This is a genomic window from Micromonospora sp. RHAY321 (genome assembly GCF_023896955.1).
GTDB lineage: Bacteria > Actinomycetota > Actinomycetes > Mycobacteriales > Micromonosporaceae > Micromonospora.
The window spans coordinates 49323-63034 of sequence record NZ_JAMHIW010000020.1; the positions used below are offsets into that span (position 1 = coordinate 49323).

15 protein-coding genes are annotated in these 13712 nt (G+C 71.3%); 7 read left to right on the plus strand and 8 right to left on the minus strand.

Annotated features, from left to right (window positions below; all coding sequences use genetic code 11):
- Positions 1–169 precede the first annotated feature (169 nt).
- Positions 170–1141, plus strand: coding sequence for a cytochrome c oxidase subunit II (coxB, locus tag M8C17_RS28140; RefSeq protein WP_252419589.1), 972 nt, complete (start codon positions 170–172; stop codon positions 1139–1141).
- Between the two features lie 9 nt (positions 1142–1150).
- On the plus strand, positions 1151–1576 hold the full coding sequence (locus M8C17_RS28145; RefSeq protein WP_252419590.1) for a cytochrome c oxidase subunit 4: 426 nt from the start codon (positions 1151–1153) through the stop codon (positions 1574–1576).
- A gap of 114 nt (positions 1577–1690) precedes the next feature.
- Here the strand turns inward: M8C17_RS28145 and M8C17_RS28150 are convergent, their stop codons facing one another.
- From M8C17_RS28150 to M8C17_RS28165, 4 genes are all read right to left on the minus strand, one after another.
- Positions 1691–1897: a hypothetical protein gene (locus tag M8C17_RS28150; RefSeq protein WP_252419591.1), complete on the minus strand. Its 207-nt coding sequence runs from the start codon at positions 1895–1897 to the stop codon at positions 1691–1693.
- A gap of 153 nt (positions 1898–2050) precedes the next feature.
- The gene (gene trpD / locus M8C17_RS28155) at positions 2051–3097 is read right to left on the minus strand and encodes an anthranilate phosphoribosyltransferase (protein ID WP_252419592.1); all 1047 of its coding nucleotides are present in this window, start codon (positions 3095–3097) and stop codon (positions 2051–2053) included.
- Between the two features lie 89 nt (positions 3098–3186).
- The gene (locus tag M8C17_RS28160; RefSeq protein ID WP_252419593.1) at positions 3187–3582 is read right to left on the minus strand and encodes a hypothetical protein; all 396 of its coding nucleotides are present in this window, start codon (positions 3580–3582) and stop codon (positions 3187–3189) included.
- Positions 3583–3688: 106 nt separating this feature from the next.
- Positions 3689–4666: a cytochrome c oxidase assembly protein gene (locus M8C17_RS28165; protein WP_252419594.1), complete on the minus strand. Its 978-nt coding sequence runs from the start codon at positions 4664–4666 to the stop codon at positions 3689–3691.
- A 108-nt stretch (positions 4667–4774) separates the two neighbouring features.
- On the opposite strand from M8C17_RS28165, the gene M8C17_RS28170 reads away from it, so the two are divergent.
- The 5 genes from M8C17_RS28170 to M8C17_RS28190 all read left to right on the plus strand — a co-directional run bounded on the left by M8C17_RS28170 (position 4775) and on the right by M8C17_RS28190 (position 9940).
- Positions 4775–5374, plus strand: coding sequence for a heme-copper oxidase subunit III (locus M8C17_RS28170; RefSeq protein ID WP_252419595.1), 600 nt, complete (start codon positions 4775–4777; stop codon positions 5372–5374).
- A gap of 72 nt (positions 5375–5446) precedes the next feature.
- Complete coding sequence (locus M8C17_RS28175) at positions 5447–6283, plus strand: cytochrome c (protein WP_252419596.1); 837 nt, start codon at positions 5447–5449, stop codon at positions 6281–6283.
- Positions 6284–6347: 64 nt separating this feature from the next.
- Positions 6348–7430, plus strand: a complete 1083-nt coding sequence (locus tag M8C17_RS28180) for a ubiquinol-cytochrome c reductase iron-sulfur subunit (protein WP_252419597.1) — start codon at positions 6348–6350, stop codon at positions 7428–7430.
- Positions 7427–9058: a ubiquinol-cytochrome c reductase cytochrome b subunit gene (locus M8C17_RS28185; RefSeq protein WP_252419598.1), complete on the plus strand. Its 1632-nt coding sequence runs from the start codon at positions 7427–7429 to the stop codon at positions 9056–9058. The genes M8C17_RS28180 and M8C17_RS28185 overlap by 4 nt, the downstream gene beginning before the upstream one ends.
- A 192-nt stretch (positions 9059–9250) precedes the next feature.
- Positions 9251–9940 carry a DUF4142 domain-containing protein gene (locus M8C17_RS28190; protein ID WP_252419599.1) on the plus strand — a complete coding sequence of 230 codons (690 nt, stop codon included), beginning with the start codon at positions 9251–9253 and terminating at the stop codon, positions 9938–9940.
- 72 nt (positions 9941–10012) lie between these two features.
- Here the strand turns inward: M8C17_RS28190 and M8C17_RS28195 are convergent, their stop codons facing one another.
- The 4 genes from M8C17_RS28195 to M8C17_RS28210 form a co-directional block, all read right to left on the minus strand.
- Positions 10013–10300 carry an Lrp/AsnC family transcriptional regulator gene (locus tag M8C17_RS28195; RefSeq protein ID WP_074313163.1) on the minus strand — a complete coding sequence of 96 codons (288 nt, stop codon included), beginning with the start codon at positions 10298–10300 and terminating at the stop codon, positions 10013–10015.
- Between the two features lie 79 nt (positions 10301–10379).
- Positions 10380–11276: a sugar phosphate nucleotidyltransferase gene (locus M8C17_RS28200; protein ID WP_252419600.1), complete on the minus strand. Its 897-nt coding sequence runs from the start codon at positions 11274–11276 to the stop codon at positions 10380–10382.
- Positions 11273–11815 carry an NUDIX hydrolase gene (locus tag M8C17_RS28205; RefSeq protein WP_252419601.1) on the minus strand — a complete coding sequence of 181 codons (543 nt, stop codon included), beginning with the start codon at positions 11813–11815 and terminating at the stop codon, positions 11273–11275. Before M8C17_RS28205 ends, M8C17_RS28200 begins: the two co-directional genes overlap by 4 nt.
- A 53-nt stretch (positions 11816–11868) precedes the next feature.
- Positions 11869–13662, minus strand: a complete 1794-nt coding sequence (locus tag M8C17_RS28210; RefSeq protein ID WP_252419645.1) for a bifunctional (p)ppGpp synthetase/guanosine-3',5'-bis(diphosphate) 3'-pyrophosphohydrolase — start codon at positions 13660–13662, stop codon at positions 11869–11871.
- Positions 13663–13712: the final 50 nt, after the last annotated feature.

Genomic DNA, 13712 nt, shown 5'->3' on the forward strand with positions numbered 1-13712 from the left:
GATCCCAACGCTATCGCGGCGGTATGCCCCGGATCCCCCCGATGGGGGCGGACAGTGACCCCACCACGGCCGAGGCCGTCATGGTCGAGTAATCTGCGACCGTCGGTGACGCCTTTGCCGCCGGTGCTGAGGAAAGACGCACCGCGGCGCGCTAGGGAGGCAGGACCAGGTGGTCGCAAGGAGTTCGGAGGTACGGTCGTCGGCCGTACGGCACAGCGCTTCCCCGGGGGTCGGTGGACGCCGGCGGCGCGGTGCTGGCCGGGTGGCCGGTCTCGGTCTCGGTGGTGTGGCGCTGCTGGTGCTGCTCACGGGCTGTGACGTCGGTGCGGCTTTCGACGGCTTCGGCTGGCCGCAGGGCGGCATCTCGGCCGAGTCCCGGCGGATGTACGACCTGTGGATCGCCTCCTGCATCGCCGCCCTCGCGGTCGGCGTCTTCGTGTGGGGCCTGATCTTCTGGTGTGTCGTGCGCTACCGCAAGCGTGGCAACGCGCTGCCGGTGCAGACCCGCTACAACATGCCGATGGAGTTCCTCTACACCATCGCGCCGATCCTGATCGTCTCGGTGCTCTTCTACTACACGGCGATCGTGCAGACCGACGTGAACAAGGTGTCGAAGAACCCGGACGTCATCGTCGAGGTCGTCGCGTTCAAGTGGAACTGGCAGTTCAACTACCGCGACGGCCAGGGCGCGGACGCCCGCACCACCGCCTCCACGCTCGGCACGAGCGAGGTCATCCCGGTGCTGGTGCTCCCGACCAACCGGTCCATCCGGTTCGAGGAGACCAGCCGCGACGTCATCCACTCGTTCTGGGTGCCGGAGCTGCTGTTCAAGCGGGACGTCATGCCGGGCAAGATCCGCAATGTGTTCGAGGTCTCCAGTCTGGAGACCGAGGGTGCGTACGTCGGCCGCTGCGCCGAGCTGTGCGGCAGCTACCACGCGTTCATGAACTTCGAGCTGCGGGTGGTCTCGCCGGAGCAGTACGACCAGTTCCTGGCGGCCAAGCAGAGCGGCAAGTCCACGCAGGACGCGCTGACCGAGATCGGTGAGAAGCCGTACGCGGAGACCACGCAGCCGTTCGAGACCCGGCGGACGCAGAGCAACTTCAACCCGGACAACATTCCGGCCGGTACGGGAAGCTGAGGCAGCGGCATGAAGACCGAATGGCGTATCTTCCTGATCATCGCCGCGTTCCTGGCCGGCGCGACGATCCTCTACGGCGCCTGGACCGCCGGTGAGTCCGGCGCCGTCGAGTGGGTGGGCACGGTCGCGCTGCTGCTGTCCTTCCTGCTCTGCACGATGTGTGGCGGCTTCTTCTGGTTCGTGTCCCGCCGGATCGACCTGCGGCCGGAGGACCGGCCGGACGCCGAGATCGCTGACGGCGCCGGCGAGGTCGGCTTCTTCAGCCCGGGCAGCTACTGGCCGTTCGGTCTGGCGCTGGCCGCCGCGATCGCCGGCATGGGCCTGGTGTTCTGGCAGTTGTGGCTGGTCGGCGCCGGTATGGTGGCGGTCGTCTTCGCCGCCTGCGGCCTGCTGTTCGAGTACTACACCGGCACCCGGCGCACCGCCGAGCACTGATCCGACCGGTCGCCGTGGCGGCCGACCCGTATCACCACGAAGGCCCGTTCCCCCGTGGGGGAGCGGGCCTTCGTGGTCGTCGGGGAGCCCTGGCTCTCCGGCCGCTGTCGTGGCTCAGGCGGCGCGGCGGCGGGTGGGCTGGCGGCGTCTGCGGTCGGCCAGTCGGGTGACGCCGAAGGTGAACGTGGCGATCACCACGGCGGCGCCGCAGCCGGTGCAGACCAGCTCGGGACAGTCGGCGCCGTGGCCGTCGACGCAGGGCGGCGCCTCGAACGGTGCCACGCCCTCGCAGACGTCGCAGTAGAGCTCGCGGTCCGACACGGGCGTCTCCTCTCATTACGGGCGGCCCGCCCCCGGAGGCCACAACGGCGCGTAACGGAAGCGGAGAACTACTCGACTGTAGTTTCGCACCCGGGTCCGACATTTCCGCGCGCTCCGCCCAGCGGTAGCCGGCAGGCAGGCACCCGGGTCGGGTCAGGCGGTGGTGGCGGTCTCGATCCAGCGGTCGAGGGTGGCGGCCGCCGCGCCGGAGTCGATCGCCTCGGCCGCGCGGTCCAGGCCCGCGCGCAGCGCCTCGGTCAGGTCGCCGTCGAGCGGGCCCTGGGTGGCCAGCGCCGCCGCGGCGTTGACCAGCACCGCGTCCCGCACCGGGCCGGTCTCGCCGGCCAGCAGGCGGCGGGCCACGCCGGCGTTGTACGCCGCGTCACCGCCGCGCAGGTCGCTGAGGGTGGACCGGGGCACCCCCAGGTCCGTCGCGTCCAGCACGGCCTCGCGTACGGTGCCGCCCTGTGCCGCCCAGACCCGGGTCGGTGCGGCCGTGGTGAACTCGTCCAGCCCGTCCTCGCCGCGCATCACGATCGCCGAGTCGCCGCGGCCGGCGAAGACGCTGGCCATCACCGGGGCCATCCGGGCGTCGAAGCAGCCGACCGCGCCGGCGCGGGGGCGGGCCGGGTTGGTCAGCGGGCCGAGGAAGTTGAAGAAGGTGGGCACGCCCACCTCGCGACGGACCGGGCCGGCGTGCCGCATTCCGGGGTGGAACCGGGCCGCGAAGCAGAACCCGATGCCCGCCTCCTCGACACAGCGGGCGACCTGCTCGGGGCCCAGGTCCAGCGGGATGCCGAGGAACTCCAGCAGGTCGGCGGTGCCGCACAGCGAGGAGGCGGCCCGGTTGCCGTGCTTCACGACGCGGACGCCCGCGCCGGCGACCACCAGCGCCGTCATCGTGGAGATGTTGACCGTGTGGGCGAGGTCACCGCCGGTGCCGACCACGTCGAGCGCGGTGCGGCGCAGCTCCTCGGGGAGCACCACCGGGACCGAGCGAGCCAGCATCGCCTCCACCAGGCCGGCCAACTCGGCCGGGGTCTCACCCTTGGCCCGCAGCGCCACGGCGAAGCCGGCGATCTGCGCCGCGCTGGCCGAGCCGGCCATGATCTCGCCCATCGCCCAGGCGGTGTCGGCGGTGGACAGCTCGTCGCCGCGCAGCAGCGCGTTGAGCAGGTGCGGCCAGGTCCGATCGCCCATGGCGGGCCTCCCGAGCGTACGAAGTGCGGGTGGGCTGGAACCGGCGCCGACTTCTCCGGCGCCGTGGCGGTGCCGGGATGCGGGGGACGTCAGGCGGGTGCGTGCGTCCGCAGCAGCTCGGCCACCGTGCTGCCGGTGGTCACCGGGTCGAGCGGGTGCACCAGCGTCGCGTCGACCTCGGCGTACGCGGCGAGCCATCGGTCGGCGGCGCGGGCGATCACCACGCAGGTCGGGGGAGCGTCGTCCCGGTCGTCCTTGATCTGCCGGGCGATGCCGATGCCGCCGCCCGGGCTGGCCTCGCCGTCGAGCAGCAGCAGGTCGATCTCGTAGTCGTCGACGAGCCGGATGGTCTCGGCGTAGGTCGACGCGTCGACGAACTCGATCTGCAGCCCGGGCGCGGGCCGGGTGCCGACGGCCAGCCGCATCCGGTCACGGACCTGCGGGTCGTCGCTGTAGAGCAGGACGGTGCACTGACGATCGCTCATGGCTGGACTGGCTCCCACCTCGTAGCTGCCCGCCGATCGTACCGGTCGACGTGACGCAGTCGACATCCCGCCCGTCGCCGGGTGCCCGGCGTACCGTCGGCGCAGCTCAGGCGGCCGCGGCGTCGGCGGCGCGCTCGCGCGCCTCCTGGCGGTCCAGCTCGCGGTCGACCCGGCGGGCCTCCCGCTCGGACTGCTTGACCCACTGCACGACCAGCACCGCGAGCATGGTCACACTGACGAACTCGCCTCCGGCCCAGAGGATGCCGCCGGCGAGCACCTGGTCGGCCCAGGGGTCGGCCCAGCCCAGGTTGAGCGAGGGGTACCAGTCGCCGCCGAAGAGCGTGCTGCTCTGCATGATGGTGAGCCCGAGCACGGTGTGGAACGGCACGGAGAGCAGCATCAGCAGCGCCCGCGCCGGGTACGGCCAGCGGCCGGGCAGCGGGTCGAGGCCGAGCAGCGGCCAGAAGAACACGCAGCCGGTCATGATGAAGTGCGCGTGCACCAGCTCGTGCGCCCAGGCGTGTTCCAGGGTGAAGCGGTACAGGTCGCTGAAGTACAGCGCGAACGGATTGACCACGAAGATGGCGAACGCCACCAGCGGGAAGCTGTAGACCCGGGCGACGCGGCTGTGCACGATCGCCAGCAGGCGCTTGCGCGGCCGGAGCGGGAGGGTCCGCAGCGCCAGCGTCATGGGCGCACCCAGCGCGAGGAAGATCGGCGCCACCATGGAGAGCACCATGTGCTGGATCATGTGCACCGACAGCAGCGCGGTGTCGTACGCGTGCAGCCCGCTCACCGTGACCAGCGCGATGCCGCCGAGGCCGGGGCCGAGGAAGAACACCGTCCGGGAGATGGGCCAGCGGTCGCCGCGCAGGCGCAGCCGGTACACCCCGTAGAGGTAGAGGCCGGCGGCGAGCACCAGGCCGAGGGCCAGCCAGCTGTCCAGCCGGGTCTCGGTCAGCACCGTGCCGACGGTGAACGGGGGCGGGGTCGCCTCACCCCCGGCGGCCAGCGCCGGGGTGCCCGCGAGCACCGCGGCCGGGGCGGCCGAGGTCGCGGCGAGGATCGGATCGACGTGCAGCACGCTTTTCAGGCTAGGCCAGGCGAACCGGACCCTGACGCCCGGGCCACGGAAGGCGCAGGTTTGCCACCCCGCTGATCGCCGGCCCCGGTCAGGGGCAATAATGACGGCGTGACTGCGGCCCCAGCCATTGACAAGAGCCGGATCCACTCCCTGACCCGACCCAACATGGTCAGCGTCGGGACGATCGTGTGGCTCTCCAGCGAACTTATGTTCTTCGCGGCGCTGTTCGCGATGTACTTCTCCATCCGCGCGGCTGCGCCGGAGCAGTGGGAGAAGCACACCGAGCACCTGAACATCCCGTACGCGACCACCTTCACCGTGATCCTGGTGCTCTCGTCGGTGACGTGCCAGCTCGGCGTCTTCGCCGCGGAGAAGGGCGACGTGCACGCGCTGCGGCGTTGGTTCACCATCACCTTCGTGATGGGTCTGATCTTCGTGCTCGGCCAGCTCAACGAGTACCGCACGCTGGTGCACGAGGGCGTCAAGATCAACGAAGACGGCTACGGCTCGATGTTCTACCTGACCACCGGCTTCCACGGCCTGCACGTGACCGGCGGTCTGGTCGCCTTCATCATCTTCATGATCCGTACGACCATGGGCCGGTTCACGCCGGCGCAGGCGACCTCAGCGATCGTCGTGTCGTACTACTGGCACTTCGTCGACGTCGTGTGGATCGGGCTGTACGCCATGATCTACTGGCTTCAGTGATCTTGGCGCGTCACGAACCGCGCCGCTGCTCCGTCCCCTGAGACAAGGTCCAACCGGTTAAGGACACAGCTCATGACTTCTGACAACGACCGCCGACGCGGTCTGCTCGCGCGGTTGCGCGGGCGGCCCGCCGCGCGCAGCAGGGGCCGCCGCCGGCTGGGTGCCGCGGTCCGGCTGTTCGCCGCGCTGATGCTCGCCGGCGGCGCCTACACCGTCTTCGCCCCCGGCGCGCAGGCGCAGGACAACCCGCCGCTGACCGGTGCCGCCGCCGAGGGCAAGGCGCTGTTCGACGTGAGCTGTGTGACCTGCCACGGACGCAACGCCCAGGGCGTCGAGGGTCGCGGGCCGAGCCTGGTCGGCGTCGGCGCGGCCTCGGTCGAGTTCCAGGTCAGCTCCGGCCGGATGCCGATGGCCCGGCAGGAGGCCCAGGCGCACCGCAAGCCCCCGCTCTTCACCGACGAGCAGACCCGCCAGCTGGCCCAGTACATCCAGGAGCTCGGCGGCGGCCCGATCGTGCCGGAGGGTGACAACCTCCACGAGGACGCCAACATCGCCGCCGGCGGTGAGCTGTTCCGGATCAACTGCTCGCAGTGCCACGCCTTCGGCGGTGGCGGCGGCGCGCTCTCCTCGGGCAAGTTCGCCCCGAGCCTGCGTCCGGCCAGCGACCGGCAGATCTACGCGGCGATGCTGAGCGGCCCGCAGAACATGCCGGTGTTCGGCGACAACCAGCTTCGGCCGGAGCAGAAGGCCGACATCATCGCCTACATCCAGGAGACGCTGAAGCACGACCAGGACCCGGGTGGGTTCAACCTCGGCCGGTACGGGCCGTCCACCGAGGGTCTGGCGATCTTCCTGATTGGCATCGTGGCGCTCGTCTTCGCTAGCCTGTGGATTGCGGGCAAGTCGTGACCGAGCGGATCATCCGATTCAGTGCTGTGGTGCCGCTCGGCGCCACCCGTAGCGAGGTGACGGCATGAGCACGGAGCACCAGGCCCAGCAGGCCCGGGAGCCGCTCGACATCAACGCGCCCGGGGTGACCCGGTTCGACATCGTCCGCGAGGGTGCGCGCCGGGACGACATCGAGATCGTCCACTACGAACCGCAGGTGCAGCCCGGCACCAAGGCCGAGCGTCGCCTGACCCGGGTCGTGGCCGGGATGTTCCTGATCACCGGCCTGGCGGCGACCGCCTTCCTGGCGATCTACATCTGGTGGCCGTGGCAGTACGAGCCGGGCCGTGGCGGCGACAAGTTCTACACCCCGCTGCTCGGCCTCACCCTCGGCGTCGCGCTGCTCGCCGTCGGCTTCGGCATCCTGACCTGGGGCAAGAAGTTGCTGCCCAAGGAGGTCTCGATCCAGGACCGGCACGAGGGCGCGGTGGACGAGGACAGCCGCACCGTCACCGGCCAGACCATGCTCTACATGGCCGACGAGCTGGGTGTGAAGCGTCGCCCCCTGCTCGGCATCTCGCTGCTGGCCGGTCTCGCGCCGGTCGGCGCGGTGGTCGCGGCGCCGCTGGTCGGCGGTCTGATCTCCCAGCCGCACAAGAACAACCAGATGTTCACCACCGGCTTCGCGGCGGCCGAGGGCGGCGAGCGGGTCCGCCTGGTCCGCGAGGACGGCCGGCCGGTCCGCCCCGCGGACATCAGCAGCGGTGGCCAGCTGACGGTCTTCCCGGGCATCGAGCACGGCGTGAGCAACCAGCACGCCGACTCGCCGACGCTGCTGATCCACCTGCGGGACTCCGACGCACAGGAGTCGCGCCGGGCGAACGAGCGGATCGGCCACGGCGACTACATGTGGGGCAACTACGCCGCGTACTCCAAGATCTGCACCCACGCTGGCTGCCCCGCGAGCCTGTTCGAGCAGCAGACCAACCGGCTGCTCTGCCCGTGCCACCAGTCCCAGTTCCTGATCACCGACAACGCCCGGCCCGTCTTCGGCCCCGCCAGCCGGCGGCTGCCGCAGTTGCCGATCGAGGTGGACTCCGAGGGCTTCTTCGTGGCGAAGTCCGACTACACCGAGACCGTCGGGCCTGATTTCTGGGAGCGGCCATGAAGCGTCGAAAGTTTGACCTTGCGGCGACGCCGGGCAAGGCCGCGGTGGGAGTGGACGACCGCTTCCAGGTGGCCACCCCGCTGCGCCGGTTGCTGAACAAGGTCTTCCCGGACCACTGGTCCTTCCTCCTCGGCGAGATCGCGCTGTTCTCGTTCGTGGTGCTGCTGCTGACCGGTGTGTTCCTGACCTTCTTCTTCGAGCCCGCCATGACCGAGGTGGTCTACGACGGCAGCTACGCGCCGTTGCAGGGCACGCCGATGTCCGCCGCGTACGCCTCCAGCCTGGACCTGTCGTTCGACGTCCGGGGCGGTCTGGTGATGCGGCAGATGCACCACTGGGCGGCGCTGCTGTTCATGGCCGCGATCGTCGTGCACATGCTGCGGGTCTTCTTCACCGGCGCCTTCCGCAAGCCGCGGGAGACCAACTGGATCATCGGCTCGCTGCTGTTCTGGGTCGGCTTCCTGGCCGGCTTCACCGGTTACTCCCTGCCGGACGACGGCCTGTCCGGCACCGGCCTGCGGATCGCCTCGGCGATCATGCTGTCCATCCCGGTGATCGGCTCGTGGCTCACCTCGTCGATCTTCGGTGGTGAGTTCCCCGGCACGATCATCATCAGCCGGTTCTTCATCGCCCACGTGCTGCTCATCCCGGGCCTGCTGGTCGCGCTGATCAGCGTCCACCTGGGTCTGGTCTTCAAGCAGAAGCACACCCAGTGGCCCGGCCCCGGCCGGACCAACGGCAACGTGGTCGGCGAGCGGATGTTCCCGCGGTACGCGCTGAAGCAGGGCGGCTTCTTCATGGTCGTCTTCGGCGTCATCGCGCTGATGGGCGGTCTGTTCCAGATCAACCCGATCTGGCTGTTCGGTCCGTACGAGGCGTGGGTGGTCTCCGCCGCCAGCCAGCCCGACTGGTACGTCATGTTCCTCGACGGCTCGACGCGGCTCATGCCGGCGTGGGAGATCAACATCCCGATCGGCGACGGGTACGTCATCCCGCCGCTGTTCTGGCCGACGGTGGTGCTGCCCGGCATCCTGGTGGGCCTGTCGACGATGTACCCGTTCCTGGAGGCCCGGCACCTCAAGGACCGCAAGAGCCACAACCTGCTCCAGCGGCCCCGCGACGTTCCGGCCCGCACCGCGGTCGGCGCCATGGCCGTCGCCTTCTACGTCGTGCTGACGCTCTCCGGCGCCAACGACGTGATCGCCGACAAGTTCCAGATCAGCCTCAACGCGATGACCTGGGCCGGCCGGATCGGCCTGCTGGTGGCCCCGCCGCTGGCGTACTACGTCACCTACCGGCTCTGCCTGGGTCTGCAGCAGCACGACCGGGAGGTGCTCGCGCACGGCGTGGAGACCGGCATCATCCGGCGCCTGCCGGACGGCCGGTTCGTCGAGGTGCACCAGCCGCTCAGCGCGGCCGACGGGCACGCGGACGGCCACGGCGAGCTGGAGTACGCCGGCTGGGTGGTGCCCAAGAAGATGAACCGGCTCGGGGCTCTCGGCCCGGCGGTCCGGGGCTTCTTCTACCCGATCGAGAAGCCGGTCGAGGCACCGGTTTCGCCGGGCCACCCGCCCGTCGAGGCCCGGCCCGAGCGCGAGGAGATCGGCAGCGGCGAGAGCCGCCGCTGACCCACCGAACGCACCGTTACGTGGCGCCCGCCGGATTTCCGGCGGGCGCCACGTCGTTTCGGCGTCCCCGCCCATCCGGCCAGGAGTCGGACGGGCACGGCGCGACCGGTCGACCCCGCGCGACGGGCGATCGCAGGAATAACCCCGGTGAGCCGGGTATCCGTGCGGTCCAACGTCTCAAGGGGGGGAAGCATGTTGGGTATCAAACGCCTCGGCCTGTTGGCCGCGCTGGTACTGGTCGGCATTGCGCCGGCCACGGCCGCGCAGGCCGCGGCACAGCCGTCGACGCAGGACACCCAGTATCTGCAGGCGGTGCACCAGGTCAACCTGTTCGAGATCACCGCCGGTGACCTGGCCCAGCAGAAGGGCCAGAACCAGGGGGTCAAGGACCTGGGCGCGATGTTGAAGACCGACCACACCCAGCTGGACCAGACGGTGCAGCAGACCGCGTCCCAGCTCGGGGTGGAACTGCCGAACGAGCCCAGCGCCGATCAGCAGGCCGTCATCGACCAGCTGAACAACGCCAGCGGCGCGGAGTTCGACCGGCTCTGGGTGACCAGCGAGCTGGCCGGTCACGTCCAGGCCATCCAGGCCACCCAGACGGAGATCTCGCAGGGCTCCGAGCAGTCGGTGGTCCAGTTGGCCCAGACCGCCCTGCCGATCCTGCAGGCGCACTATGACGAGCTGGTCCAGCTCGCCAACCAGCTGGGCATCCCGGTCCCGCAGGCCAGCGCCAGCGGCACGCCCAGCCCGGGCGGCACGGGCACCGAGTCGCCGGCTCCGGGCGGCACCGGCACCGAGTCCCCGGCTCCGGGCGGCACGACCGAATCGCCGGCTCCGGGCGGCGGCACCACCGAGACGCCGGCTCCGACCGAGAGCTGACGTAGCGGCAGCAGACGGCCGGTCCACCCACGCGGTGGACCGGCCGCCGTGCGTCCGGCACCGGCCTGCGGGTCAGTCGGCGCTGGCCAGGCCGATCGCGAACGCCTCCTCCAGGTCGTGCTGGGAGTACGCGCGGAACGCGATGTGCGACTCGGTGTTGAGCACGCCCGGCACCTTGGAGATGCTGCCCGCGATGACCTGGGCGATCTGGTCGAACTCGCGGACCCGGACGATGGCGATGAGGTCGACGTGCCCGGCCACCGAGTAGACCTCGCTCACGCCGGGAAGGTTGGCCAGGTTCTCCGCAACCTCGGGGATCGCGTCGGTGGCGCAGTCGATCAGCACGATCGCGGTGATCACGGCACATTTCTCCGTTCGTCGGCGTCGTCGCCCATGCTAGATGTTTCCGCCCGGGCCTGGAGGCGGGAGCCGTCGGGGCTCAGTCGTGCGCGGCTGCCGGCACGGTGCAGCCGTCCCCGGCCCGGATCACGTCGCACAGCCGCTCGTCCTCGCGTACCGTCGCGCCCGGCCAGACCACCGTGCGCCGCACGTCGCCGTGCACCCGCGCGCCCGCGCCGACCACCGACTCCACGCAGCGGCCGGTCACCGACGCGGACGGGTCGACCAGGGCGCCGCCCGCCGCCGCGTGCAGGTTGGCCGCCAGGTAGTCGGCCGGGGTTCCGGTGTCGTAGAAGGTGCCCCGGTAGGCGACGACCTCCAGCGCGCCGGCCGCCTCGGCGGGCCGCCAGACCGCGCGTACCAGGTCGGAGAAGACCACCGGCAGGTCACGGACCAGCCGCCAGGGCAGCAGCGAGAAGCCGGCGAAGCTGTGCCCGGCGAAGGTGCCCGGAGCCGTCGGGTCCGCGGCGGGCTGACCCAGCAGGCGTACCCGGTGCCCGTCCCAGCCGTCGAGCAGGGCTGCCACGTCCGGGCCCGGGAGAGCGGCAGGATCGGCGAGGTACGCGTCGGCGTTGCCGACCAGCACCGGCCGACCGTCGATCCAGTCCCGCAGGTTCGCCACCCCGCCGGCGGTGCCCAGCGGGTCGCCGGGCTCGACCGACAGGTGCGCGCGGTCGCCGACGTGTGCGACCACCTGGTCGGCGAGGTAGCAGGCGTTCACCGCGACCCGTCCGGGACCGGCCAGGCCGAGCCCGGCCAGCCGGGCCAGCGCCCGGTCCAGCAGCCGCACGTTGCCCACCGGGCAGAGCGCCTTGGGCACCCGTTCGGTCAGCGGGCGCAGCCGGGTGCCCTCGCCAGCGGCGAGCACCACCGCGCACACCTCCGCCCGCCCGTCGCCCGGCAGGCCGTCAGCCGGCGTGCCGGCTGCCCCGCTCATGGCGTGGTGTCGGGTACCGGTGGCGGAAACTGCCCGGCCAGCGGCCCGATGTCGTAGTAGGCGAGCAGCCGGGCCGTCGGCCAGGTCAGCTTGGGCAGATCGTCGAGCGGGTGCCAGGCGGCCTCGAAGACCTCGGCGCCGTCGACCACCAGCTCGGTGTCGGAGGCGGGCACCTCCGTCTCGAAGACCATGTCCACCCAGCCCTTGGCGTGCACGACCGCGTTCGGCACCGCCGGGCGCAGCCGGGACGGGGGCAGCCGGATGCCGGACTCCTCGTACAACTCGCGGGCCGCGCCGACCACCGGGGCCTCGCCCCGGTCCAGCAGGCCGGCGGGCAGCGACCAGCCCTTGCCCGGCGGCTGGCGCAGCAGCAGCAGACGGCCCGCACCCGCCGCCTCGGCGTCACGGACCAGGGTGACCGCGCCGACGATGTACTTCGGCACGGCCAACCGCACCAGGCGGCGGCGCACCGGTAGGGGCAGCCGGTAGAAAGCCTGGTAGAAGATGGCCCGACCGGTGGCGCGGGAGCGGGGGATCATGACTCCAGGCTAGTGGTCACGAATGTCCCTCGGACGCGCTGGGGCACCGCCGGTCACTGCCGATGGTCGACCAGGTCGATGAGCTGGCGTACCACGGTGTCCGGTTCGATCACCCGGTCGAAGACCGCGACGAGCAGGGTCTCCAGGTCGGGGTAGCCCAGCTCCTCGGAGAGGCGCAGCAGCGGCAGGTCACTGGCGAGACCGCGGTTGTGCTGGCGCAGGGCGAGCCCGATGGTGGCACGGCCGAGGCGAACCTTGTCGCTGATGGTGATGCCGGGCTCGGTGTGCTCGGCGAACCACCGGTTGATCTGCATCTGCGCGTGCGGCGACTTGACGAAGCCGAGCCATTCCCGGCGCGGGCCGCGCGGCGCCACGCCCGCCTCGAAGCCGTTGTCCCCGTCGTTCTCGGTGAAGATCTCGACCACGTCGCCCTCGTCCAGCTCCGAGCTCAGCGGCGCGAGCCGGCCGTTGATCCGGGCGGCGAGGCAGTGGTCGCCGCGCTCGCTGCCCAGCTCGTAGGCGAGGTCGACCGGTGTGGCGCCGGCCGGCAGCACCACCTGCCGCCCGTCGGAGAAGACCTGGATCTGCCCCTCGGCGAGGTCGCAGCGCAGCGACTCGAGGAACTGCGCCGGGTCGGCGGCGTCCGGCTCCCAGTCGAGCACCCGGCGCAGCCAGTCGAGCTGCTCGGCGCGGGCCGCCGCGCTGCTGCTGCCGCTGCGGGGGAAGCGGAAGTCGGCGGCGATGCCGTACTCGGCGGAGCGGTGCATCTCCTCCGTGCGGATCAGCACCTCCACCGTGCGGTCCTGCGGGCCGCAGACGCTGGTGTGCAGGGAGCGGTAGAGGTTGTTCTTCGGCGAGGCGATGAAGTCCTTGAAACGGCCCGGGACCGGTCGCCAGGTGCCGTGGATCGCGCCCAGCGCGGCGTAACAGTCGGTGGCCGGGCCGTCGACCACCACGGCGATGCGCGGCAGGTCGAACGGCGCGGTGTGGCCGCCGGCGACCGTGTCCTTCCAGATCGAGTAGAGGTGCCGGGGTCGGGGGCTCACCTCGGCGTCGACCCGGCTGCGCCGCAGCGCGACCCGTGCCCGCGTGACCACCGACTCGAGGTACGCGTCCCACCCCGGCCGGTCGTGCACGTGCCGGGCCAGCCGGGCGTGCTCGTCGGGCTCCAGGTGCAGCAGCACCACGTCGTCCAGCTCGCGCTTGAGGGTCTGGATGCCCAGCCGGTCGCAGAGCGGGACGAGCACCTCCTGGGTCTTGCGGGCGATCCGTTCCCGCGACGACGCCGAGCGCACGCCGAGGGTGCGCATGTTGTGCAGCCGGTCGGCCAGCTTGATGATCAGCACCCGGACGTCCTTGGCGGCCGCCACGATCATCTTGCGGATCGTCTCCGCCTCGGCGGCCTTGCCGTAGAACGCCTTGTCGAACTTGGTCACCCCGTCGACCAGGTGGGCCACCTCGCCGCCGAAGTCCTCCGAGAGGGCCTGGAGCGTGTAGCGGGTGTCCTCCACCGTGTCGTGCAGCAGCGCCGCCACCAGGGTGGTGGTGTCCATGCCCAGCTCGGCGCAGATCTGCGCCACCGCGAGTGGGTGGGTGATGTACGGCTCGCCGCTCTTGCGGAACTGCCCGCGGTGCATGTTTTCCGCGATGGTGTAGGCCCGGCGCAGCACGGCCGGATCGGTGCCGGCGTGGATGCCCCGATGGGTCCGGACCAGCTGCGTGACCGGATCGGAGTCGGTGGTCGGCCAGGTGAGCAACGACCGCAGCCGGCGGGTCAGCGGTAGCTCACCGGACTGGGTCGGCAGGGCGCCCCCCAGGGCGGCGCCCTGTCCGGCGTCGACGTCCACGAGGGACACCTCCTCACCCCGGCCCCTCGGCCACCGAAACCCGGCGGTCG

What these genes read in the sequence shown, in the direction of transcription:
- M8C17_RS28185 (WP_252419598.1), top strand. Translation starts at nt 7,427, where the DNA reads ATGAAGCGTCGAAAGTTTGACCTTGCGGCGACGCCGGGCAAGGCCGCG.
- M8C17_RS28180 (WP_252419597.1), top strand. Translation starts at nt 6,348, where the DNA reads ATGAGCACGGAGCACCAGGCCCAGCAGGCCCGGGAGCCGCTCGACATC.
- trpD (WP_252419592.1), bottom strand. Translation starts at nt 3,097, where the DNA reads ATGGGCGATCGGACCTGGCCGCACCTGCTCAACGCGCTGCTGCGCGGC.
- M8C17_RS28205 (WP_252419601.1), bottom strand. Translation starts at nt 11,815, where the DNA reads ATGATCCCCCGCTCCCGCGCCACCGGTCGGGCCATCTTCTACCAGGCT.
- M8C17_RS28175 (WP_252419596.1), top strand. Translation starts at nt 5,447, where the DNA reads ATGACTTCTGACAACGACCGCCGACGCGGTCTGCTCGCGCGGTTGCGC.
- M8C17_RS28190 (WP_252419599.1), top strand. Translation starts at nt 9,251, where the DNA reads ATGTTGGGTATCAAACGCCTCGGCCTGTTGGCCGCGCTGGTACTGGTC.
- M8C17_RS28145 (WP_252419590.1), top strand. Translation starts at nt 1,151, where the DNA reads ATGAAGACCGAATGGCGTATCTTCCTGATCATCGCCGCGTTCCTGGCC.
- M8C17_RS28160 (WP_252419593.1), bottom strand. Translation starts at nt 3,582, where the DNA reads ATGAGCGATCGTCAGTGCACCGTCCTGCTCTACAGCGACGACCCGCAG.
- M8C17_RS28200 (WP_252419600.1), bottom strand. Translation starts at nt 11,276, where the DNA reads ATGAGCGGGGCAGCCGGCACGCCGGCTGACGGCCTGCCGGGCGACGGG.